Origin of the sequence: Nonomuraea sp. NPDC049152, from assembly GCF_040648355.1 — a bacterium.
Lineage (GTDB): Bacteria > Actinomycetota > Actinomycetes > Streptosporangiales > Streptosporangiaceae > Nonomuraea.
In genome coordinates, this window is the sequence record NZ_JBEZDO010000041.1 from 1 (window position 1) to 20,589 (window position 20,589).

General features: G+C 68.3%; 30 protein-coding genes, 1 tRNA gene and 1 pseudogene. 18 read left to right on the plus strand and 14 right to left on the minus strand.

Annotation, left to right across the window (positions count from 1 at the left end):
• Positions 1-75 precede the first annotated feature (75 nt).
• Positions 76-840, minus strand: a complete 765-nt coding sequence (locus AB0B45_RS45025; protein ID WP_358144089.1) for an XRE family transcriptional regulator — start codon at positions 838-840, stop codon at positions 76-78.
• A 145-nt stretch (positions 841-985) separates the two neighbouring features.
• On the opposite strand from AB0B45_RS45025, the gene AB0B45_RS45030 reads away from it, so the two are divergent.
• The 4 genes from AB0B45_RS45030 (at position 986) to AB0B45_RS45045 (ending at position 3,148) form a co-directional block, all read left to right on the plus strand.
• Positions 986-1,330 carry a hypothetical protein gene (locus AB0B45_RS45030; RefSeq protein WP_358144090.1) on the plus strand — a complete coding sequence of 115 codons (345 nt, stop codon included), beginning with the start codon at positions 986-988 and terminating at the stop codon, positions 1,328-1,330.
• A 10-nt stretch (positions 1,331-1,340) separates the two neighbouring features.
• Positions 1,341-1,790: a winged helix-turn-helix domain-containing protein gene (locus AB0B45_RS45035; RefSeq protein ID WP_358144092.1), complete on the plus strand. Its 450-nt coding sequence runs from the start codon at positions 1,341-1,343 to the stop codon at positions 1,788-1,790.
• Positions 1,791-1,863: 73 nt separating this feature from the next.
• The gene (locus tag AB0B45_RS45040; protein ID WP_358144095.1) at positions 1,864-2,436 is read left to right on the plus strand and encodes an HD domain-containing protein; all 573 of its coding nucleotides are present in this window, start codon (positions 1,864-1,866) and stop codon (positions 2,434-2,436) included.
• A gap of 31 nt (positions 2,437-2,467) precedes the next feature.
• Entirely contained in the window at positions 2,468-3,148 is a 681-nt protein-coding gene (locus AB0B45_RS45045) for a DUF6000 family protein (RefSeq protein WP_358144097.1), read from the plus strand.
• Here the strand turns inward: AB0B45_RS45045 and AB0B45_RS45050 are convergent.
• Both AB0B45_RS45050 and AB0B45_RS45055 read right to left on the minus strand, forming a co-directional pair.
• Positions 3,112-3,588: an NUDIX domain-containing protein gene (locus AB0B45_RS45050; RefSeq protein ID WP_358144099.1), complete on the minus strand. Its 477-nt coding sequence runs from the start codon at positions 3,586-3,588 to the stop codon at positions 3,112-3,114. The two genes, AB0B45_RS45045 and AB0B45_RS45050, sit on opposite strands and share 37 nt — an antisense overlap.
• A gap of 2 nt (positions 3,589-3,590) precedes the next feature.
• Positions 3,591-4,331 (minus strand): helix-turn-helix transcriptional regulator, encoded by a 741-nt coding sequence (locus AB0B45_RS45055; protein ID WP_358144101.1) that lies wholly within the window; start codon positions 4,329-4,331, stop codon positions 3,591-3,593.
• 148 nt (positions 4,332-4,479) lie between these two features.
• On the opposite strand from AB0B45_RS45055, the gene AB0B45_RS45060 reads away from it, so the two are divergent.
• On the plus strand, positions 4,480-4,677 hold the full coding sequence (locus AB0B45_RS45060) for a hypothetical protein (RefSeq protein WP_358144103.1): 198 nt from the start codon (positions 4,480-4,482) through the stop codon (positions 4,675-4,677).
• 117 nt (positions 4,678-4,794) lie between these two features.
• On the opposite strand, the gene AB0B45_RS45065 is transcribed toward AB0B45_RS45060, so the two are convergent.
• Complete coding sequence (locus tag AB0B45_RS45065; RefSeq protein WP_358144106.1) at positions 4,795-5,160, minus strand: winged helix-turn-helix domain-containing protein; 366 nt, start codon at positions 5,158-5,160, stop codon at positions 4,795-4,797.
• A gap of 99 nt (positions 5,161-5,259) precedes the next feature.
• Between AB0B45_RS45065 and AB0B45_RS45070 the strand changes: the two genes are divergently transcribed.
• The 10 genes and pseudogenes from AB0B45_RS45070 to AB0B45_RS45115 all read left to right on the plus strand — a co-directional run bounded on the left by AB0B45_RS45070 (position 5,260) and on the right by AB0B45_RS45115 (position 11,005).
• Entirely contained in the window at positions 5,260-5,589 is a 330-nt protein-coding gene (locus AB0B45_RS45070; RefSeq protein ID WP_358144108.1) for a hypothetical protein, read from the plus strand.
• Positions 5,582-6,049 (plus strand): hypothetical protein, encoded by a 468-nt coding sequence (locus tag AB0B45_RS45075; RefSeq protein ID WP_358144111.1) that lies wholly within the window; start codon positions 5,582-5,584, stop codon positions 6,047-6,049. Before AB0B45_RS45070 ends, AB0B45_RS45075 begins: the two co-directional genes overlap by 8 nt.
• Entirely contained in the window at positions 6,046-6,900 is an 855-nt protein-coding gene (locus AB0B45_RS45080) for an FtsK/SpoIIIE domain-containing protein (protein ID WP_358144113.1), read from the plus strand. Before AB0B45_RS45075 ends, AB0B45_RS45080 begins: the two co-directional genes overlap by 4 nt.
• A gap of 21 nt (positions 6,901-6,921) precedes the next feature.
• The gene (locus AB0B45_RS45085) at positions 6,922-7,542 is read left to right on the plus strand and encodes a DUF2637 domain-containing protein (RefSeq protein WP_358144116.1); all 621 of its coding nucleotides are present in this window, start codon (positions 6,922-6,924) and stop codon (positions 7,540-7,542) included.
• A 15-nt stretch (positions 7,543-7,557) separates the two neighbouring features.
• A complete protein-coding gene (locus AB0B45_RS45090) occupies positions 7,558-7,878 on the plus strand; it encodes a hypothetical protein (protein WP_358144118.1) in 321 nt (106 codons plus the stop codon).
• Positions 7,879-7,889: 11 nt separating this feature from the next.
• A complete protein-coding gene (locus tag AB0B45_RS45095; protein ID WP_358144121.1) occupies positions 7,890-8,057 on the plus strand; it encodes a hypothetical protein in 168 nt (55 codons plus the stop codon).
• Positions 8,058-8,253: 196 nt separating this feature from the next.
• Positions 8,254-9,024: pseudogene (locus tag AB0B45_RS45100) on the plus strand (replication initiator); the annotation flags it as partial.
• A gap of 115 nt (positions 9,025-9,139) precedes the next feature.
• On the plus strand, positions 9,140-9,610 hold the full coding sequence (locus AB0B45_RS45105; RefSeq protein WP_358144123.1) for a replication initiator: 471 nt from the start codon (positions 9,140-9,142) through the stop codon (positions 9,608-9,610).
• Positions 9,600-9,785, plus strand: coding sequence for a helix-turn-helix domain-containing protein (locus AB0B45_RS45110; RefSeq protein ID WP_358144126.1), 186 nt, complete (start codon positions 9,600-9,602; stop codon positions 9,783-9,785). The genes AB0B45_RS45105 and AB0B45_RS45110 overlap by 11 nt, the downstream gene beginning before the upstream one ends.
• On the plus strand, positions 9,782-11,005 hold the full coding sequence (locus AB0B45_RS45115) for a site-specific integrase (protein WP_358144128.1): 1,224 nt from the start codon (positions 9,782-9,784) through the stop codon (positions 11,003-11,005). Before AB0B45_RS45110 ends, AB0B45_RS45115 begins: the two co-directional genes overlap by 4 nt.
• A 71-nt stretch (positions 11,006-11,076) precedes the next feature.
• Here AB0B45_RS45115 and AB0B45_RS45120 read toward each other — a convergent pair whose 3' ends face one another.
• The 5 genes from AB0B45_RS45120 to AB0B45_RS45140 all read right to left on the minus strand — a co-directional run bounded on the left by AB0B45_RS45120 (position 11,077) and on the right by AB0B45_RS45140 (position 14,407).
• Entirely contained in the window at positions 11,077-11,391 is a 315-nt protein-coding gene (locus AB0B45_RS45120; protein WP_358144131.1) for a hypothetical protein, read from the minus strand.
• A 95-nt stretch (positions 11,392-11,486) separates the two neighbouring features.
• Positions 11,487-11,559: transfer RNA gene (locus AB0B45_RS45125), tRNA-Thr, on the minus strand.
• Positions 11,560-11,579: 20 nt separating this feature from the next.
• A complete protein-coding gene (rlmB, locus tag AB0B45_RS45130; RefSeq protein ID WP_358144133.1) occupies positions 11,580-12,542 on the minus strand; it encodes a 23S rRNA (guanosine(2251)-2'-O)-methyltransferase RlmB in 963 nt (320 codons plus the stop codon).
• A 13-nt stretch (positions 12,543-12,555) separates the two neighbouring features.
• Entirely contained in the window at positions 12,556-13,947 is a 1,392-nt protein-coding gene (cysS, locus tag AB0B45_RS45135) for a cysteine--tRNA ligase (protein ID WP_358144135.1), read from the minus strand.
• 82 nt (positions 13,948-14,029) lie between these two features.
• A complete protein-coding gene (locus AB0B45_RS45140; RefSeq protein WP_358144138.1) occupies positions 14,030-14,407 on the minus strand; it encodes a PPOX class F420-dependent oxidoreductase in 378 nt (125 codons plus the stop codon).
• A gap of 32 nt (positions 14,408-14,439) precedes the next feature.
• On the opposite strand from AB0B45_RS45140, the gene AB0B45_RS45145 reads away from it, so the two are divergent.
• Together AB0B45_RS45145 and AB0B45_RS45150 are read left to right on the plus strand one after the other, a co-directional pair.
• Entirely contained in the window at positions 14,440-15,750 is a 1,311-nt protein-coding gene (locus AB0B45_RS45145) for a DUF2637 domain-containing protein (RefSeq protein WP_358144140.1), read from the plus strand.
• Between the two features lie 131 nt (positions 15,751-15,881).
• Positions 15,882-17,012, plus strand: coding sequence for a fumarylacetoacetate hydrolase family protein (locus AB0B45_RS45150; RefSeq protein ID WP_358144142.1), 1,131 nt, complete (start codon positions 15,882-15,884; stop codon positions 17,010-17,012).
• Here AB0B45_RS45150 and AB0B45_RS45155 read toward each other — a convergent pair.
• The 4 genes from AB0B45_RS45155 to AB0B45_RS45170 all read right to left on the minus strand — a co-directional run bounded on the left by AB0B45_RS45155 (position 17,009) and on the right by AB0B45_RS45170 (position 18,792).
• A complete protein-coding gene (locus AB0B45_RS45155; protein ID WP_358144144.1) occupies positions 17,009-17,278 on the minus strand; it encodes a GlsB/YeaQ/YmgE family stress response membrane protein in 270 nt (89 codons plus the stop codon). The genes AB0B45_RS45150 and AB0B45_RS45155 overlap by 4 nt on opposite strands.
• Positions 17,279-17,371: 93 nt before the next feature.
• Positions 17,372-17,641, minus strand: coding sequence for a GlsB/YeaQ/YmgE family stress response membrane protein (locus AB0B45_RS45160; protein ID WP_358144147.1), 270 nt, complete (start codon positions 17,639-17,641; stop codon positions 17,372-17,374).
• A 174-nt stretch (positions 17,642-17,815) separates the two neighbouring features.
• Complete coding sequence (gene ispF / locus AB0B45_RS45165) at positions 17,816-18,292, minus strand: 2-C-methyl-D-erythritol 2,4-cyclodiphosphate synthase (protein ID WP_358144149.1); 477 nt, start codon at positions 18,290-18,292, stop codon at positions 17,816-17,818.
• 17 nt (positions 18,293-18,309) lie between these two features.
• Entirely contained in the window at positions 18,310-18,792 is a 483-nt protein-coding gene (locus tag AB0B45_RS45170) for a CarD family transcriptional regulator (RefSeq protein ID WP_181615762.1), read from the minus strand.
• Positions 18,793-19,034: 242 nt separating this feature from the next.
• Here AB0B45_RS45170 and AB0B45_RS45175 point away from each other — a divergent pair, with 242 nt between their 5' ends.
• Positions 19,035-19,616 carry a copper chaperone PCu(A)C gene (locus AB0B45_RS45175; protein ID WP_358144152.1) on the plus strand — a complete coding sequence of 194 codons (582 nt, stop codon included), beginning with the start codon at positions 19,035-19,037 and terminating at the stop codon, positions 19,614-19,616.
• Between the two features lie 247 nt (positions 19,617-19,863).
• On the opposite strand, the gene AB0B45_RS45180 is transcribed toward AB0B45_RS45175, so the two are convergent.
• On the minus strand, positions 19,864-20,556 hold the full coding sequence (locus AB0B45_RS45180) for a response regulator transcription factor (RefSeq protein ID WP_358144154.1): 693 nt from the start codon (positions 20,554-20,556) through the stop codon (positions 19,864-19,866).
• Positions 20,557-20,589 lie beyond the last annotated feature (33 nt).

A 20,589-nucleotide genomic window follows, 5' to 3' on the forward strand; every position in this document is an offset into this window, starting at 1 on the left:
CCACCGGCCCCGCAAGGCCGCCCTATGAGTTCAAGGGCGATCGTCAAGCATGTGGTGGGACGGAACCGTCAAGCATCACGTGGGTCTAGACACGTGGTCGTTGATCGTGATCTTGAGGGGATGCGGCCTGGCGCTGGTCCATACGCGTTCGAAGCTGCTCAGGTAGACAGCCGCGGTGCCGGCTTCGGTGCCTGACTGAAGATGCGTGACCGGGGCTTGGGCAGCTGGGATGCCATACGCGTGGGTGTTGACGAGGATCTGGTCGTCGGCCCGGTAGATGGAGTTGTACAGAACCGTCCCGTGGAGGCGGACCTCGACGCCGGGGACGTCATGGAGAGGCTGGTAGAGCATGAGCGCGTTCCTGGTTCTGGCCGCCATGACGTCGGGACCGATGTGCTCGTCCGCCCCTCGGGCTGCTACCTCCGGGCTGTCAGGATCGCCCAGGAGCACGCGTACTTTTACCCCCACGCGGGCCCGCTGAGCGATCGTCAGCATGAGGCTGGTGTCCTCGGCGAGAAATAGCCCGCTGTAGGTCAGGATGTCGATCTCCCTGACGGCGCTGGCGAAGTGCTGTCGCCACACCGCTTGCGGTACGGCGTGACGGTGCGGATACACCGCTTGAATCTCGCTGGAGATCGTTCGGCGGTACCCGGCTACCTCCGGCCATAGGTCGGCCTCATCGACTTGCAGAACGTCGGCCACGGCCCACCGATGTCGCGGATAGGGAACACGGCCTTGCAGCCACCGCTCAACCGTCTTGGGGTCCACAGCCAGGCGCGCTGCAAGATCGGTCGCGTGGAGCCTGGCATTGACGAGCGCGTAACGCAGGTGCTGGTTCATCCGGTCCGCTCCTCAGGCAAAACCGCCCGTTGCCAGGGACGCTAACACGAGACGTCCCTAGACGTCCCAGAGTTGCGGTGTAGAGATTCCTAACCTCTGGAGAACCTCGACGGACAAGCCTCACCACGTCGAAGGGACAGTCCCGATGGTGAACACCCGCCCCGACCAGCTCGCCTACCAAGAGCGACTGCTGACCGCCCTGCGCGACGAGCTGCGTGCCCGCACGATCCCGGCGGTCCTTGTCATCGCCGAAGACGGACGGCCCGGCCTGGACGTCGTCGACAGTCGGTTCCGGACCCGCCGCGTCTTCGTGCACCTGGCGTTCTGCTGGTTCTACTGGGGTGACCAGCAGGATGAGCGGGTGACCTGCCTGCGTCTGTTCGCCGCCGTCGAGCGCCTGGCGGAAGTCGTCGCGAACGGATGGAACGAGGGCGAGCAAGGAGAGATCGGCGTCGACCTCAGCAAGATCGCCAACTCTCATCGTTCCTGACGCCGTTACCATGCGCGAATCGCGGTGGTTGACCGGCTGGCGGGTCTACTGCCAGCTCGCCGATGTGCTCCGGGAACGCATCGCCGCGGGCGAGTATCCGGCGGGCACGCTGCCTTCTGAGGCGGAGTTGTGCACCGAGTTCGGCGTCGCCCGCAACACAGCTCGGCGCGGCTTGGCAGTCCTGGAGGCCGAGGGCCTGATCGTGACCATTCCTGCCAAGGGGCGCGTGGTGTCAGGCACGCAGGCCGCGCCGTACCGCTATCAAGTGATCGCCGCCGACCTGCGCGGCCAGATCGCCGCTGGGAGCCTCGCGCCCGGCGCTGCCGTACCGAGTGAGAGCGAGTTACGGCAGCGCTACGAGGTCTCGCGTAACACCGTGCGGCAGGCGCTGGCCGTGCTGGAGCGAGAGGGCCTCGTCATCGCCCACCCGGGCAAGGGCCGGTTCGTCAGCGAAGGGTAAGTCTGGGACGTCCCGGGACGTCCCAACTCATCCTCTAGCTTCCCCTCCGGGCCCCCTGCCTATCGTGAACAGCATGAGACATGTTGCCTGGGCGCGAGGCCTGGCCAACCAGCTGCTGGAGCGGCCGCTGCCCCGCCGCTGGGATCACTCGCGCGGGGTCGGCACACGAGGCGAAGAGATCGCCCCCATCCTCGGCGAGGACGCCGAACTCCTGGCCATGTCTGCCTGGCTGCACGACATCGGCTACACCCCCGACCTCGTCGACACCGGGTTCCACCCGATCGACGGCGCCCGCTACCTGCGCGACGTCCACGGCGCCGACGAGCTGCTGTGCAAGCTGGTCGCCCATCACACCTGCGCCGCCATCGAGGCCGGCGACCGTGGTCTGCTCGACATCCTGGAGCGCGAGTTCCCAATGGAGCGTCCCGATCTGGTCGAGGCGCTCACCTTCTGCGACATGACCACCAGCCCCGACGGCGTCCCGGTGAAGGTGGAGGACCGGCTGGCGGAGATCAGCAGCCGCTACGGCCCCGAGCACCTGGTTACCGTCACCATCCAGAAGGCCACCCCGTGCATCCTGTCCGCCGTCCGCACGGTGCGGGAACGGCTCGACTCAGCCGATGTACGGCTCGCCTTCGCCGGTTAGGTAGTGCGCTCGATCCCGGCATGATGACCTCATGTGGTTACCGACCCTGTCTGAGCTCCGACAGATCGCCGTCGCCCGACGTTATGTCAGCGCGGGAAGGGGCGAGGTCCGACGGTACTTGCAGCTCATGGGCGCCTTCATGGAGCTGCCCGACCGGCAGCTGGTCCGTTTCGGGCGTTCCCTGGCCAGACACGCGCGAAGGATTACCGATGATGACCTTGAAATGCTGCTCGCGTTCGACTGGCGGTCCCGGCTGACCGCTGCCTGGCTGATCGGTCTCGACCGGCGCACGCAGTTTCGGGAACGGCTCGGGACCCTGCTGTTGGAAAGCGAGATGGTCTATGCGGGTGGCGGGTACTGCTTCGCGCTCGCCAGGTTCGCCGAAGACAGTGACGCCGCAATTCTCATCGCGTACTTGGACCGCTACCTTCCCCGGCTGGATTGCTACTACGACCAGCACGACGCGATGGGTGCGCTGCTCCGCCTGGACGAGCGGCTCGGCACCGATCACGCCGCGCGCTTCCTCGTGCCCGATGGTCTGTGGGAACGGTCAGCCATGCGGGAGCAAGACCCACATGAGCAGAAGCTGTTCATGGCTGAGATGTGCGCCTTCGCCGAGAGCTGTATGACCGGCACGGTGAATGAGTGGTTGCCCCGTGAGCGGCTCTTCCCCGCTCAGCCGATGTACGGCGACGACGCTCCCGAGAGATAGCGCTCAATCCGCATCCGCATCGACCGATCCATCTTCAGAGCGGCTACCTCGCCGCGGGGCACCCACCGCACTTCGCGCGACTCGTCACTCGGCGTCGGCTCCCCGCCGACCGCACGGGCGGTGAGCACGAGCGAGAACTCCTGCCGCGCCTCCCCGTTGGAGGTGTAGAGGATCACGTGACGGGGGTCGCTGTAGGTGCCGACCAGTCCCGTGATCTCGCACGTGATGCCGGTCTCCTCGACGGTCTCCCGTACCGCAGCGGCTGGGATCGACTCGCCCAGGTCGATCGCCCCGCCCGGCACTGCCCAGTTGTCATTGTCCGAACGCCGGATCATCAGAACGTCCCCCGCCTCGTTGGTGACCACGACGTTCACCGACGGGACGAGGCTGTTCGGCTTGGGCGCGGCGGGGTCGTCGTAGAAGTCGATGCGGCGGCCCATGTTCAGGAGCCTACCGGGACGGCTCCGGCCCACACCCGTTCGAAGCTGTCGAGGTAGGTGTTGACCATGTCGCCTCCCTGCACCCGGCGCAGGTGGAAGACGGGCGCGTTACCGGCGGGCGTGCCGTACACGTGGGTGTTGACGAGGAACTGGTCGTCGGCGCGATAGATCGAGTTGTAGAGCACCGTCCGATGCAGCCGGATCTCCACGTTCTCCCGCCCCCGCAACGGCCGGTAGAGGACCAGGACGTTGCGAATCTTGGCGGCCATACCGCCGTCAATGCCCTCGTCCTCGCCACGCTGGGCGACCTCGGCACAGTCAGGGTCGCCCAGCAGAATACGGACCCGCACACCCGAGCCGGCCTTTTCGCCAAGCATCCGAACCATGCCCGCGTCGTCGGCGAGAAACAGGCCGCTGTAGACGAGCACGCCGATCTCCTCGGACGCCTCCGCGAACAGACGTCCCCACGCGTCCCGGGGCACGGCCCAGCGATGCGGATAGACGCGGACGACCTCGCTTTCGGACGCCGACGCTACCTGTTCGCGTGTGAGCGCCTCCGGCCATAGGTAGGTCTCGTCCGTGCCCAGGTAGGAAGCCACCGCATACCGGTGTTTTCGGTACGGCTCGCGCCCCTTGGTGATCCACCGCTCGACCGTTTTCGGGTCGACCCGGATCGCGTCGGCCAGATCCGCGATGCTCACCCCTCGTTCCAGCAGTGCCGCGCGTAGCCGTTCGTTCGCCATCTCACCTGCTCCGGGAGGACGTCCGGGGACCTCGACATCGTAAGCCGGACGTCCTGAACATGTCCCGTCCTGTAGTGATCTCGTCCTCACACTCCGTCGCATTCTCAGTTCGCAAGCAAGAACCGCGACCGAGAGGAGAGGTGATCACATGACAAACGAGATCTACCCGGCCCCCGCGTGCGAGTGCGGCGCGGTCCTGGACGAGGGACAGACCCGCTGCCTCAAGTGCCTGGCCCGTGACCGCTGGGCCAGGAAGCAGGCGGGCAAGCGCAATCGTCGCGGACAGACTCGCCGTCCCCCGCGCGGCCCGCGCAAGAGCTCCAAGGCTGGGGTGATCTGGTCATGATCGCGCTCGTTATCGCCGCGGTTCTCGGCCTCGCTGTCCTGGTCGGCTTCGTGATGATCGTGGTGAGCATTCACCGCGCCGACAGGGCTATGAGCGCAAGCCTTCGCGACCGGATGGCTACCGGTTACGTGGGGCGGGGCGTGTCGTGGACGTAGATAGCTGCTCCTCGACCTGCGCGAGCCGTACCGACAACTCCTGTACGGCGGAGCGCAGGTCGGCGACCTCGCCCGCGAGATCCCCGGCCGGGGCTGCCGCGTCGACATCACGGACGAACACGCCCTTGCCCTGCTGGCCGATCACCAGGCCCTCGTTGCGCAGAATGCCGACCGCCATCTTCACCACCGACAGCGACGCGTCGTACCGCTCGGCGAGCTGGGCGGTGGAGGGCAACGGGCTGCCGGGCGCGAGGGAGCCGCCGCGGATCTGCGAGCGCAGATCGTCAGCGATCTGGAGGTAGCCGGGCCGCCCGGTGTGCTTGACCATCGCACCAATCTCACCACACCAAGTCACCCACGCCAACATTGACAACTGAGCCAACTAGGTTGACTATGTTGACCAAGACAAACAAGGAGGTCATCAGCTATGCGTTCCGTTCCGATCCCGGTGGACACCACCAAGCTCGCCATCACCTGCGTCAAGGCTCCTCAGCCGCGCGTTCTCAACCGCGACACCGGCGAGATCAAAACCGACAAGAACGGCAACACCGTCTTCGAGGTCACCGTCTCGGTTGAGGACGAGTTCGGCCGCATCGAACTCGTGAAGATCGGCACTACCGGCGAACCGCCCATCACGACCGGCGACCAGGTCACCGCCGTCGGCTTGCTCGGCTACGTCTGGGAGATCGCCGGCCGGTGGGGGATCGCCTACCGTGCCTCGGCCCTGCTCCCGGCGCGGGAGGCCGCCAATGCCTGACCCGCTGCTCCTGCTCACGGTCCTGGCCGCTACGGCGGCCGGGCTGTGGGCCTGGCGCCGCTTCCACTACCCGTCCTTCTGGCTCGCGGTCGGCTTCCCGCTGATGGCCCTGTCCGTCCGGGCGTCCTGGCGGCGGGTGGCGCTGGGCTGCGGGCTGACCAAGAAGCGGCAGCGTTGGTGGTTCACCCTCACCCCCGGCGCGGTCGCCTCCACCGGCCTGGTCAAGGTACGGCGGCGCTTCCAACGGGTCGCCGTCGACACCAAACCGTTCATGTGGCTGCCACTGCCCACCCGGTACGGCTGGCGCGTCACCCTGTGGACGCTGGAGGGCCAGATCCCCGACGACTACGCCGACGCCGCCGAACGCCTCGCCCACTCCTGGGGCGTGCACGCGGTCCGCGTCTCCTCACCCCGGCCCGGCCGCGTCGTGCTCATGGCCACCATGCGCGACCCCTCGTGAAAGTCGACCACCTGCCACCCTCCACCGACCTGCTCAAGGTCACCGTGGGACGCCTGGAGACCGGCAAGCCGTGGGTGATCGACTTCCGCACCGTCCCGCACTGGCTCAACGCCGGCGCCACCCAATCCGGCAAGTCCAACCTCGCCAACGCCCTGATCGTCGGCCTGTCCCCGCAACCGGTGGCGCTGGTCGGCTTCGACCTCAAGGGCGGCGTCGAGTTCACCCCGTACAGTCCGCGGCTGTCGGCCCTGGCCACCTCCCGCACCGAGTCGCTCACGCTCCTGGATGACCTTGTCGCGCTCATGGTCGACCGGATGGGACTGTGCCGTCAGGCATCGGCCCGCAACGTCTGGCAACTCCCGCCCGCGCTTCGACCGGTGCCCGTGGTGGTCCTGGTCGACGAGTTGGCCGAGTTGTACCTGATGGCCGACAAGAGCGAGAAGGACGAGATCGCCCGCACCTCGACGGCGCTGCTGCGGGTCGCTCAGCTCGGCCGCGCCTTCGGTATCTACCTGTTCTGCTGCGGCCAAAGGATCGGCTCCGACCTCGGCCCCGGCGTCACCGCCCTGCGCGCCCAGTGCTCGGGCCGCATCTGCCACCGGGTCAACGACCCGGAAACCGCGACCATGACCCTCGGCGACCTCGACCCCGCCGCCCTCGTCTCCGCCCGTGCCATCGCCGCCGAGACACCCGGCGTCGCCATCGTCGCCTCCCAGGACGGCCAGTGGTACCGCGCCCGCTCCTTCCACGTCAGCGAACAGGCCGCCGAGCACGCCGCCCGCGCGTATGCCCACCTCGCCCCGCCCTGGGACGAGATCACCGCCCACCTTCCACAAGCCGTCAACGCCTGAACCACGAAAGGGGGTGCGACGATGCGACGCTTCGCCTGCCGACTGCTCGACACCGGCCCGGTCGTCATCCTGGCCGTCATCGCGGGTGCCGGATCGTTCACCCACATCCGCGACACCGCCGCCGACCACGGCCAAACCGGCTGGATGTCCTGGGCGGTGGCCGTCTGCATCGACCTCACCTGCGTCATGGCCGCCCGCGAACGCCAACGCGACAAGACCACAGGCAGGGCACGGCGCGGCCGGATCACCTGGCCCGTCCTCGTCCTGTCCGGCGGCATCGTCCTGTCCCTGGCCGCCAACCTGGCCCAGGCCGAGCCGACGGTGTGGGGCTGGATCACCGCCGCCACGCCCGCCGCTGCCTTCCTCATCGCCGTCTCCATGCTCGAACGCCGGATGATCGCCCGTCCTGAGCCGTCCCCGGTCGCCGTCCCCGAACTCGCGCCCGTCCTGGAGACCGAGGACGAACGAGAGGACGAGCCGGAAGCCGAACCCGCCCCCGCCCTGCTCGACTACGCCCGCCGCGTCGCCGACGAACACCACGCCCGGCACGGCAAGCCCATCACCCGCGACGCCCTCCGCGCCCGCCTGGGCGTCTCCAACCAACTCGCCTCCGACCTGCTCCACACCCTGCGAACCGCCTGACCGAAAGGAGAACCCATGACCCACCGAACCGCTCTCATCACCGGCCTGCGAGACCTGGCCGCCTTCCTGGAAGCCAACCCCGACGTGCCCGCCCCGCAGTCCGCCACCATCCACCATTTCCCGCGCCAGACCACCGATACGGACCTGTGCGCCGAGGTCGACCAGATCGCCGCGTGCCTGGACGCACCGGTCGATGCGGAGCAGACCCCTCACGGCCACTACCGCACGTCGGTCCAGTTCGGCCCCGTCGAGTACCGGGCCGTGGCCATCCTCGCCGCCGCCCGCGCCCAGTACGCCGCCGACGACAGCTATCGCGGCTGCGTCAAGCCGTCCTAGGAGCACCCAGCATGCGCATCCGCCTCGACGGTACCCGTGCCGAGATCATCGACGCCTTGTTCCGGCTACGCCTGAACTTCACCGTCTCCGGCGTCTCTCGCGCTTACCCCGACCGCGCCAAGTCACATCACTGGCGGGTCTACGTCAGCACCGCACCACGCGAAAGGAGACCCGTATGACGCGCTACCGCTGCTGCACCTGCAACGGAACCGGCCTCGACAGCGACGACGAAGCCTGCGTCGACTGCGACGGCACCGGCATCGACAACCACGGCGCCTAACGCGCGGCGCCCCCGGCCTGGCCGTACATCCGCCAAGACGCCTGCCAGGTCGGGGGCCATCCCTCCACCCGAACGAGTGAAAGGAGGTCTCTATCTTGCCCGCAAACCACCCCCATCCGCACGCCATCACGGGCCTGATCACCCGACTCAACGCCCCTGACTACGACCGGTGGGCCGCCCAGATCCGCGCTACCGGCGGATGCCGCCAGCCCATTCACCTCCGCGGCAAGGTCGAGCACTGGGACCCTGCCACCGGCCAACTGCTGCACCGCTACACCACCCGCAAGGAGCCTGACGGCATCCTCCGCCTGCCCTGCAAGACCCGCCGCGTCTCCCGCTGCCCCGCCTGCGCCGAGATCTACCGCGCAGACACCTACCACCTCATCCGCGCGGGCCTCATCGGCGGCAAAGGCGTCCCCAAGACGGTGACCGACCACCCGACCCTGTTCGTCACACTCACCGCCCCCTCCTTTGGCCCGGTCCACACCCGCAGAGACAGCGGACCATGCCACGCCCGCCGCAACGCGCCTACGTGCTCGCACGGCACGATCATGTCCTGCACGGCCAAGCACAGCCCCGACGACCCCCGCCTCGGTGAACCGCTCTGCCCCGACTGCTACGACTACACCGGATCCGTCCTGTTCAACGCCCTTGCCCCGCTGCTGTGGAAGCGCCTGGCCGACTCCCTCCGCCGGCACCTGGCCAAGCTCGGCGGCCTGGCCCTGCGCGACCTCCGCGACCACCTCACCGTCTCCTTCGCCAAGGTCGCCGAATACCAGCGGCGCGGCGTCGTCCACTTCCACGCCGTGATCCGCCTCGACGGACCCGATGGCCCCGCCACACCGCCCCCGTCCTGGGCCACCGCCGACACCCTGGAGCAAGCCGTACGCCACGCCGCCCGCGTCGTCAGCGCCCTCGTCCCGGCCGCCGACGACCAACCGGCCCGCCTGGGGCGCTCAGCTCGACGTCCGCCCGATCACCTTGAACGGCGAACTCACCGAACAAGCCGTCGCGGGCTACGTCGCCAAATACGCCACCAAAGTCGCCGAATGCGTCGGCACCCTCGACCGCCGCATCAACCCCCTCGACAACCTCGACGCCTTCAACCTCCGCGACCACGCCAAACGCCTGATCACCGAATGCCTACGCCTGGGCGCCATCGAGGACCTGGCCGACCTCCGGCTCACCCAATGGGCACACATGCTCGGCTTCAAGGGCCACTTCTCCACCCGATCCCGCCGCTACTCCACCACCCTCGGCGCCCTCCGCGCCGCCCGCGAAGACCACGCCCGCGACCACGAGATCACCACCGGCCGCCTCCCGCTCTTCGACGAGGACACCGTCCTCGTGCTCAGCGAATGGACCTACGCAGGTAAAGGCCACTCCGCGGGCGACCAACTCCTCGCCGCCGCCATCACAGGCACACCCCGAGGAGGCTCGCATGAGCGCTGAACTCCTCACCGTTCCCCAAGCGATGGCCACCCTCAAGATCAGCCGATGGACGCTCTACAACCTCATCCGCTCCGGCGAGGTCACCTCGATCCTCGTCGGCGCACGCTGTAGACGCATCCCCGCGGAAGCCCTCGACACCTATGTGACCCGACTCTGCGAGGAGGCCCTCTCATGACCAAGCGATCCAATGGAGAAGGCTCGATCTTCCCGTACAAAGACGGCTGGGCAGGCTATGTCTGGGTCACCACCCCCGAGGGCAAGAAGACCCGCAAGTGGGCGTACGGCAAGACCCGCGAGGAGACCCACGAGAAGTGGCTCAAGCTCCACGAGCAGACCCGCAAAGGACCGGTGCCCACCAAGCACGAGACCCTGGCCGCCTTCCTCAAGCGCTGGCTCGCGGAGGTCGTCGAACCCAACCGTGAACCCACGACCTACGTCGCGTACGAGCCGCTCGTCAGGCTCTACATCATCCCTGGCCTGGGCAAGAAGCGCCTTGACAAGCTCACCGTCCGCGACGTGCAAGCCTGGCTCAACACGCTGCCCACCCTCTGTACCTGCTGCGACCAGAAGAAGGACCACAAGCGTCCTGAGGCCAAGCGCCGATGCTGCGCCATCGGGAAGTGCTGCAAGGGTTACCCAGCCCGGTACACGATCATCGGCATCCGTCGCACCCTTCGGGCTGCCTTCGGCCACGCCATCCGGGAGGAGCTGATCTCGAAGAACGTCGCGGCGCTGACCACGCTGCCCAGCGCCAGCAAGACCAAGAAGAAGCGCCAACAGGCCGTTTGGAGCGTCGATGAGGCTCGCCGCTTCCTCGAACACGTCCAGGACGATCCGCTCTATGCCGCGTACGTGCTGATCCTCGTCCTTGGCCTGCGGCGCGGGGAGGTGCTCGGCCTGGCCTGGGACTGCGTAGATCTCGCCACCGAAGAGCTCCACATCGCCCGGCAGCTCACCAGAGTCGGCGGCCAGCTCCTGCATCGGGACAAGACCAAGACCGACGACTCGTCCGCCTCGCTCCCGCTGCTCGGCCTGTGCATCTCGGCCCTCAAACGGCGCCACCAAACCCAAGAGGAAGCCCGCCAGGACGCTGGCGAGAAGTGGAAGGATTCCGACCTCGTGTTCACCACGAAGTTCGGCACGCCTATCGAACCGCGCAACCTCAACCGTGCCTTCGACGCTCACTGCAAGAACGCCGGCGTTCCTCGCATCCGCGTCCACGACACCCGGCACACCTGCGCCTCGCTCCTGGCCGCCCTCGACGTCCACCCCCGCGTAGCCATGCGCATCCTCAGGCACTCGCAGATCTCGGTGACCATGAACGTTTACACCCAGATCCCCAGCCCGGAGACCCGCAAGGCACTCGACAAGCTCAACGACGGCCTCGGCGGCTGACTGCTGCTACATCAGTCGGAGTCCCACCCCTAGCCGCGCGATCCGGGGTGGGACTTCCTGCGTTTTGCAGATCACCCGCCAAGAACTTCCTGTCGCTCCGAACCCGTATCGAAGAACGCATCCAGGTAGGCATCGGGTGGAAGATCGCTGTCTCTGAGAAGGGAGAAGACCTCTGTGCCCTGCCCGATTGCCGCGTCCGACAGACGGTAAGACTGCGCGAAATCCAAGAACTCGAAGTCCTGCCCTTCGACATACTCGGCTGCCTCCTGCTCAGCCAGCAGGATCGCCGTCTCAGTCGAATCGGCCCGCCACAGGGTGATCCGTTCCTCGTAAGCGCCGTGAGTGACCCACCGGAAGACGCATCGAACCGCGTACCACGCTTCCACGGAACCCCCAAAGCCGATGCCGTTGCTGTATTTCGCTGCTGTATAGAGATCACAAAGGCCCTTCGGGATCTTCCCGAAGGGCCTTTGTGCTGCAGAGCCGACGAGGGGAATCGAACCCCTGACCTTCTGTTTACAAGACAGATGCTCTGCCGATTGAGCTACGTCGGCGCGGCCTCACAGTCTAGACGCTACCGCCGCCGATGACGAGCGACCTCATACAACGTCACCCCCGCCGCCACCCCCGCGTTCAGTGACTCCGCCGCCGAATGCATCGGGATCCGCGCCACCACGTCGCAGTGTTCCCGCACCAGACGGGAGAGTCCCTTCCCCTCCGACCCGACGACCACCACGAGCGGCTCGGCGAGCAGGGACACCTCGTCGATGTCCACCGTGCCCGCCCCGTCCAGGCCCACCACGAACAGCCCCGCCTCGCGGTACTCCCGCAGCGCGGCCGTCAGGTTGGCCGCGCGGGCGACGCGCAGGTTGGCGAGGGTGCCGGCGGACGTCTTCCACGCCCCTCCCGTCACTCCTGCCGCCCGGCGGGACGGGATGAGCAGCCCGTGGGCCCCGAACGCGGTCGCCGAGCGCGCGATGGCGCCCAGGTTCCTCGGGTCGGTCACGCCGTCGAGGGCGACGATGAGCGGCACCTCGGCGGCGTCACGGGCGAGCTCGACCAGCTCGTCGGGGTGCGCGTAGTCGTAGGCGGGAATCTGCAGGGCGATGCCCTGGTGGACGGCACCCTCGGTGAGGCGGTCGAGCTTGTCGCGGGTGACTTCGAGCAGCGCGATGCCCTTGTCCGCGGCGATCTTGATGGCGTCGCGGACGCGGTCGTCGTTGTCGATGCGGTGGGCGACGTAGAGGGCGTTGGCGGGCACTCCGGCCTGGAGCGCCTCGACGACGGGGTTGCGCCCGCCGATGTACTCGGGCGCGTCCTCGGACTTCTTCTGCCGTACGGCAGGCCGCGACGACGACCCGCCCCGCTCCTCGCGGGCGATGCGCTCGCCGCGCGCCTTGTCCTTGTACCAGTGCCTCATGTGCGCAGGCGGAGTCGCGCCCTTGCCTTCCAGGGATCGACGGACGTTTCCGCCCGTGCCCTTGGCCGGGCCCTTCTTCTTGGAGGGCCTGCCCGACGCTCTTCCACCTGCTGCCATGTCACCTAGGGTACTAGCGGGTCAACTCCCATCGAGCCCCGTGCGGGGTGTCCTCGACCGTGATGCCCGCCTCGGTGAGGCCGTCCCTGATGGCGTCGGCCGCCGCGTAGTCCTTGCGGGCGCGGGCCGCCTGGCGCTGCTCGAGTGCGACCTTGACCAGGGCGTCGACGACACCGGTGAGGTCGGAGCCTGCCGTACGCCACTGGGGGGAGCGGGGGTCGAGGCCGAGCACGTCGAGCATGTTCTGGGTTTCGGCCAGAAGCCGGGCGACGGCCTCCTTGTCGCCGCGCGACAGCGCGACGTTGCCCTCGCGGACGACCTCGTGGACCACGGCGAGCGCCTGGGGCGTGCCGAGGTCGTCGTCGAGGGCGTCGACGAAGGCCTGGGGCAGCGGGGCGTCGGCGTCGACGTCGTGGATGACCTCGGCCGCGCGGGTGACGAACCCCTCGATGCGCTGGTAGGCGGCGGCCGCTTCGAGCAGCGCCTCCTCGGAGTACTCGATGGAGGAGCGGTAGTGCGGCGCCGCCAGGTAGTAGCGCAGCTCGACGGCGCGCACCCGGCCCAGCAGGTCGGGGATCAGCAGGGAGTTGCCGAGCGACTTGCTCATCTTCTCCGCGCCGATCTTGAGCATGCCGTTGTGCATCCAGTAACGGGCGAAGCCGTCACCGGCCGCCTGGGACTGGGCGATCTCGTTCTCGTGGTGCGGGAAGATCAGGTCGAGCCCGCCGCCGTGGATGTCGAAGGTCGAGCCGAGGTACTTGGTGGCCATGGCCGAGCACTCCAGGTGCCAGCCGGGACGGCCGGGCCCCCACGGGGTCGGCCAGGTCGGCTCGCCCGGCTTCTCGCCCTTCCACAGCGCGAAGTCGCGCGGGTCGCGTTTGCACGACTCGTCGTCGGTGTCGCCCGCGGCGCGCATGTTCTCGAGCTTCTGGTTGGACAGCTTGCCGTACTCGGGGGCGTAGGACTGGACGTTGAAGTAGACGTCGCCGCCCGAGGCGTAGGCGTGGCCGCGCTCGATCAGCCGCTGCATCAGCGTGACCATCTCGGGCACGTGTCCCGTGGCGCGCGGCTCCACGGTCGGGGGCAGGCAGCCGAGCGTGTCGTACGCCCAGGTGAAGGCCCGCTGGTTGCGCTCGGCGACGACGAACCACGGCACGCCCTCTGCCGCGGCCACCCTGATGATCTTGTCGTCGATGTCGGTGACGTTGCGGCAGAACGTCACGTCGTAGCCCGACCGCGTCATCCAGCGCCGAAGCACGTCGAAGTTGACGCCGGAGCGGATGTGCCCGATGTGGGGCGGCGCCTGCACGGTGGCCCCACACAGGTAAATCGACGCCCGGCCGGCTTCGACCGGAACGAATTCACGGATGGCGCGCGTGGTGGTGTCGTATAGGTGCAGGCTCACGAAGGCAAGGGTACGGACTACGGGGGTCTTTGGCTAAGCGATCCCACGCATGGCACCCAATCCGTGTCAATACGTGGGGCGCTCAACCCCTGAGGATGACCTTGTCGGGGTGGATGCGGACGATCAGCCGCTCGTTGCCCGGCGGTTCCTCCCACGAGTTGCCCGTGTACTTCAGTGACAGCTCCTCGATCAGCGCGCCCTCGGGGTCGTCCTCCATGGTCACGCTGCCGCGTACCTCGGCGTACCTGTAGGGGTCGGCGGGGTCGATCACCAGGATGCTGACGCGCGGCTCGCGCTCGAAGTTGCGCGGTTTGCGGCGTCCCTTCACCGTGGAGACGAGGATGTCGTCCCCGTCCATCCGCACCCAGACCACCGTCGACTGGGGCCCGCCGTCGGGATTGATGCTCGTCAGAGTCGCGTAGTTGGCGGCGTCGAACAGCTTTCTCACGCTCTCGTTCATGAACACCATTGTTCTGTAGGCTCGAAAACGCCATGGACGTGACTCCCCCCTCCGCGCTGCGCCGCATCGGCATCGCGCTCGCCGGGCTCGCCGTCGCGGGTCTCACCGCCGCCGCCTGCGTGCTCTCCTTCGACGACCTTCGCGCCCTCGCCGTCGCCGGCACGGCCCGCGCCGACCTCGCCTACCTCTATCCGGCGGCCTTCGACGCCCTGCTGGCGGTGGCGTTGATCAGCGTGCTGCTGCTGCGTTCGGGGCGGCTGCTCGTGCGCTCGCAGGCGGCCGTCGTGCTGGTGCTGCTCATCACGGCAGCGGCCGCCGTGAACGTGCTGGTCACCACGGACGGCGCCGCCCGGCTGCCCGCCGTCGCGGTCGCGGTGGGCGTGGCGGTCGCGCCGTGGGTGATGCTGGCGGTCGCGCTGTGGCTGTGGCTGGTGATGATCAAGCACGTGCACGCCCGCCGCGAGCCCGCCGACGCCGCCGAGCGTACGGCGGAGCGCGACATCGTCCCGTTCCGCGGCCCTTCTGAGGCGCCCCCGCTGGCCGGTACGGCCGAGCAGGAGCCGGAGGAGCCGACACCGGTGGTCGGTCCCACGCCCGCGCCCGAGACGCCTCCCGTGCCGCCGATCCCCGTGTCGGAGGAGCGGGTCGCCCCGTGGCAGCCGGAGCAGGGCAGGACGACGGAGCCGCAGGCCGTACCGAAGCCGAGGACCGACCCGGACCCCGACCTCGACCCCGCCCCCATGGTCGAGACCCACGCCCCCGAGGCGAGTCGGCACGACCCCGAGCGGAGCCGGCAGAACCAAGAGCCGAGCAGGCACGACACCGAGCCGGGCCGGCACGACACCGCACCCGCCGAAGAGGAGCTCCCTGGACCCCTGCCGGTCGAAGGCGCCAAGGCCGCCCACACCGACTCCGAGGCCCTGACCACCGAAGAGCTTCCGAGGGCGGCCGAAGAACACGATCAGGAAGCCGACGCCGTGACCGCACCCCACCCCGTCCACTCGGGCGAACCCGCGGAACCAACGAAACCCGCGGAACCCGTCGACGAGCCCGAGCGCCCCGTCCGCTGGGGCGACCTGTCCAGGGCCGAGCCGACCGACGTGCTGGTCCACCCGCGTCCCGACAGCGTCCGCGACGCCGACACCCAGCCCGTCAGGGTCGTCTCCGGCCGACCCATCCGCCCCCTGGCCGCCCGCGCCGACGCCCCCGACCCCGGGCACGGCCCCGAGGCGGCCGACGAGACCGAGCCCGTCTTAGGCCCGGGCGAGCCCCCGGAGGAACCCCCGCACCCCGACGCCCCCTCAGGACGCCTGCGCAGCACCCCTCTCCCTCCCGAAGAATGAACCCGCCCGAGGAATGAAGCTCGCTCACCCCAGGAAGGAAGCTCGGTCGCCCCAGGAAGGAAGACCGAAGCTTGACCTGACGAGGGTGGCGAGCTGACCCGAAAGCGGGCAAGTAGCCTGCCGTGGCGATCATGGCATGGGTACCAATCCCTGAGGGAAGCGACTTTCCCATCCACAACCTGCCCTACGGGGTCTTCTCCCGGGAGGGCGAGCTGCCGCGCGTCGGCGTGGCCATCGGCGACCAGGTGCTCGATCTGCACCAGTTGACGGTCACGGGCGTCATGCCCGAGGCCTACTGGTTCGCCGCCGGCAGGCTGAACACCTTCATGGGAGCGGGTCCTCGCGCCTGGTTCCACGTGCGGGAGCGGTTGACCGAGCTGCTCACCGACGAGTCGTACATGGACCGGGTGCTCCCCTGTCTCCGGCCGCAGTCGGAGGTCAGGATGCATCTGCCGTTCAATGTGGCGGATCTGGTCCTGTTCCAGACCTCGATCGAGAACGCGACGAACCTCGGCAGGATGTTCCATCCGCCGGGCCGCGACCCGTTGCCGCCGGCGTGGCGCAGGATGCCCGTCGGCCAGTACGGCAGAGCCTCGGCCGTCTCGGTCTCCGGCACGTCTGTCGTGCGCCCTTCGGGCCAGCGCAAGGACGGCTTCCTCAAGCCCGCCGAACGCCTGGACCTGTCGGCCGAGCTCGGCTACGTGGTGGGCGTGCCTTCGGCGCCGCCGTACCCGCTGACGACGAAGGACTTCCCGCACCACGTGTTCGGCATGGTGCTGATGAACGTCTGGCGGGCCTACGACCTGATCGCGCTGGAGTCGCGTGCGCTGGGGCCGTTCCTGGGCCAGTCGTTCGTGGTGTCGGTCTCCCCGTGGGTGGTGCCGCTGGCGGCGCTGAACGCCGCGAGGGTCGAGCAGCCCCAGCCCGAGCTGGAGCCCGCGGCGTACCTGAAGGCGTACGAGCCCGCGGGTCTGCGCGTCACCCTCGGCGTCAACGTCAACGGGAAACTGCTGTCCGAGCCCGACTACGCGGGGCAGTACTGGACGGGACCCCAGCTGCTCGCGCACAGCACGATCGCCGGCGCGCCGCTGCGCACCGGCGATCTACTCGCTTCAGGCCCTGTGGGGGGCAATGCGACGTTGCTGGAGTTGACGGGGAACGGGCCGTTCCTGGCGGACGGGGACTCCGTCCTGCTCACCGCCCGTACCTTCGACGGGGTCGGGTTCGGTGAGGTGCGTGGAACGGTGTTCCCCGCCGTCTAGACGCTGGTACCGCGCCGAAGGCCTGCGACGATACCGACACCCACGATCGCCAGGACCACCTGCATCACGAGTTCTATCCAGTCGATGCCCGGGGTCGTCTGGACGCCGAGGACCTGCGCCAGAGCCGTGCCGATGAGCGCGGCGACGATCCCGACCACGATGGTCAGGATCCAGCCGATGGCCTGCCTTCCGGGAAGAAGAAGACGACCGATCGCGCCGATGACGGCCCCGATGACGATGGCGCCGATGATGGATTCGATTGTCATGAGAACCTCCCCGTGGGGTGAGATTTTCACTGCCCACGGGGAGACGATTACCCGGCTGTGCGCCGATAATCACGGCCAGGGCGAAGTCGCAGGTCAATGCGTCCCTCGTGTCGCCTGGGCGCGCGCGACGATGAGGACGCCGACCACGGCGAACAGGATCTGGATGATGTGCTGCCACCAGTTGATGCCTGGGGACCTGGTGAGCCCGAGGAAGTAGGCGACGAGGGTGCCGAGCAGCGCCGCCACGACGCCGACTACCCAGGTCATGACGAGCGACATGTGCTGCTTGCCAGGGACGATGAGCCTGGCGATCGCGCCGATGACGATACCGAAGACGATCGCGGAAATGATCGAGCCGATCATGTCACGTTCCCCCCGTGATGTTGACATGTCCGGATCGGGACATACCCGACATCTCCGCAGATTACGCATGCCAAAGGCGGCGGTCCGTACCGCGCCAGTGACAGACCGCCACCCTCGGTGGCTCGGCGGGCTAGGGACTACCCGCCGGGATTACCCCTCGCTCAGATAGACGCTCTACTCGCCCGGAGGGTTGACTCCCGCGACGACGAGAGCGGTCGCGAAGGCGGCGATGCCCTCACCGCGGCCGGTGAGACCGAGCCCGTCGGTGGTGGTCGCGCTGACGCTCACGGGTGCGCCGACGGCCGCGCTCAGCACCTTCTCCGCCTCGGTACGGCGGGGCGCCAGCTTGGGCCTGTTGCCGATCACCTGGATGGCGACGTTGCCGATCGTGAAGCCCGCGGCGCGCACGACCCTGGCGGTCTCCTCCAGGAGCGCGACGCCGGCGGCACCCGACCAGCGCGGGTCGGAGGTGCCGAAGAGCCCGCCCAGGTCGCCGAGACCCGCGGCGGACAGGAGGGCGTCGCAGGCCGCGTGCGCGGCGGCGTCGCCGTCGGAGTGGCCCTCGAGCCCGGTCTCGCCCGGCCAGTGGAGGCCGGCCAGGTTGAGCTCACGGCCAGACGCGAACGGGTGGACGTCGACTCCGACGCCCACCCGTGGGAAATTGGTGTTCAGGAGTTGAGAACCTCGTCGAGCAGGGCCTCGGCCTTGTCCTCGTTGGTCTTCTCCGCCAGAGCCAGCTCGCTCACCAGTATCTGGCGGGCCTTGGCCAGCATCCGCTTCTCGCCTGCCGACAGGCCACGCTCGCGGTCACGCCGCCACAGGTCCCGAACGACCTCGGCGACCTTGTTGACATCACCCGACGCGAGCTTTTCAAGGTTCGCCTTGTAACGCCGCGACCAGTTGGTCGGCTCCTCGGTGTGAGGCATGCGCAGAACGTCGAAAACGCGCTCAAGGCCCTCCTGGCCGACGACATCGCGCACACCGACCAGTTCCGCGTTCTCCGCAGGCACCTGGACGGTAAGGTCGCCCTTGTCGACCTTGAGAACCAGGTAGGTCTTTTCCACACCCTTGATGGTCCGGGTCGTGATTTCTTCGATCCGAGCAGCCCCATGGTGGGGGTAGACGACAGTGTCGCCGACCTGGAAAGTCATGTGACAAGTACCCCTTCCGCTGTACTCCAGAGTACCACGCGTCCACAGCCTCCCGGAACAGTGAAATCACCATAACTGCAGGTCAAAGCCGCATATTACTACTTGACAACCGTTCAACTCTGTGAATCACAGAGGCTGACATAGCGAATGACCTGCGGGGGTGCGGATATGACCATGAACCCGGATGGATATGGTGAGCGCTGCCCCAACTCGCACACGCGCGCCATAAGGAGAACCCGCCCGTGACCAGCCGTCGCTGGATTATCGCCGCCGTTGCGTTCCTTGCCGCACCGGTACTGGCCGGCTGTGCCGCCGGATCCGACGCCAACACCAACAAGCCGTACGCGCCCAACGAGGCCGCGGCCCTCATCCAGGACGGTTCCTACGGAACGCGCGGCGTCAAGATCCCTCAGGCCTTCGTCCTCGGCCCCGACTCGGGCGCCAAGCTCGCCCAGGGCGGCTCCGCGCCGATCTACCTCCACGTCGTCAACACCAACGGCGAGGCCGACTCGCTCGTGGGTGTCGCCGCCGAGGGTCTCGGCACGGTGAAGATGACCGCGCCGATCGCGCTGCCGAGCAACCAGGGCGTCAACACGGGCAAGCCCGCCCCCCAGCTGATGATCGAGGGCCTCAGCAGGCCGCTCAGCGGCGGCGAGAGCGTCAAGCTCGCGCTGCAGTTCGCCAACGCGGGCACGGTGTCGGTGACGGTGCCCGTGGTCACCCGCAGCCGCGAGTTCACGCAGTACCCGAGCGCTCCGGGCGCCACCCCCGCGCCGCCCGCGCCGACGCCGACCGCGTCGCACACCGCCGAGACCGGTCACTGACCGTCCCGATCCATTCGGTACGGCAAGCCGGCCAGGCGCCTCCGTCCCCGCTGGGCGCACCCCCGTCGAGGGCGCGCGCCCAGCAGGACTCCGGTTCCCGCCGTCACGCCCACCGAACGGCCTCAGAGGCCAGGGCGTCACGGTATGGGCTCCAGGAGCCGTCTCAGGCCCCCGCAGCCCCATCTGACGTACGAAACCCCGCCTGCCACGTACCGGCAGGCGGGGTTTCTCGTCCCGGGGGAAGGCGTCAGCCGTCCACGGGGTCGAACTTGTAGCCGAGCCCGCGGACCGTCAGGATGCACCGCGGGTTGGACGGGTCGGCCTCGACCTTGGCCCGCAGCCGCTTGACGTGGACGTCGAGCGTCTTGGTGTCGCCGACGTAGTCGGCGCCCCACACCCTGTCGATCAGCTGGCCGCGGGTCAGCACCCGGCCGGCGTTGCGGAGCAGCACCTCGAGCAGCTCGAACTCCTTCAGCGGCAGCTGCACCTGCTCACCTCGCACGGCCACGATGTGCCTGTCCACGTCCATCCGGACGGGACCGGCCGCGAGCACCGCCGACTCCAGCTCCTCCACCGTGTCTCCCTGCCGCCGCAGCACCGCGCGGATGCGGGCGACCAGCTCGCGGGAGGAGAACGGCTTGGTGACGTAGTCGTCGGCGCCCAGCTCCAGGCCGACCACCTTGTCGATCTCGCTGTCCTTGGCGGTCAGCATGATGACGGGCACCTTCGAGCGCTGCCGCAGCGAGCGGCAGACCTCGGTGCCGGGCAATCCGGGAAGCATGAGGTCGAGAAGCACCAGGTCGGCGCCGCTGCGATCGAAGGTGTCAAGAGCCTCGGGCCCGGTCGCGGCAACCGAGACCTCGAAGCCCTCCTTGCGGAGCATGTAGGAAAGTGCGTCGGAGAACGACTCCTCGTCCTCCACGACGAGCACTCGGGTCACGATCCCTCCTTGGTCGGGTTCGTGACCCGAACG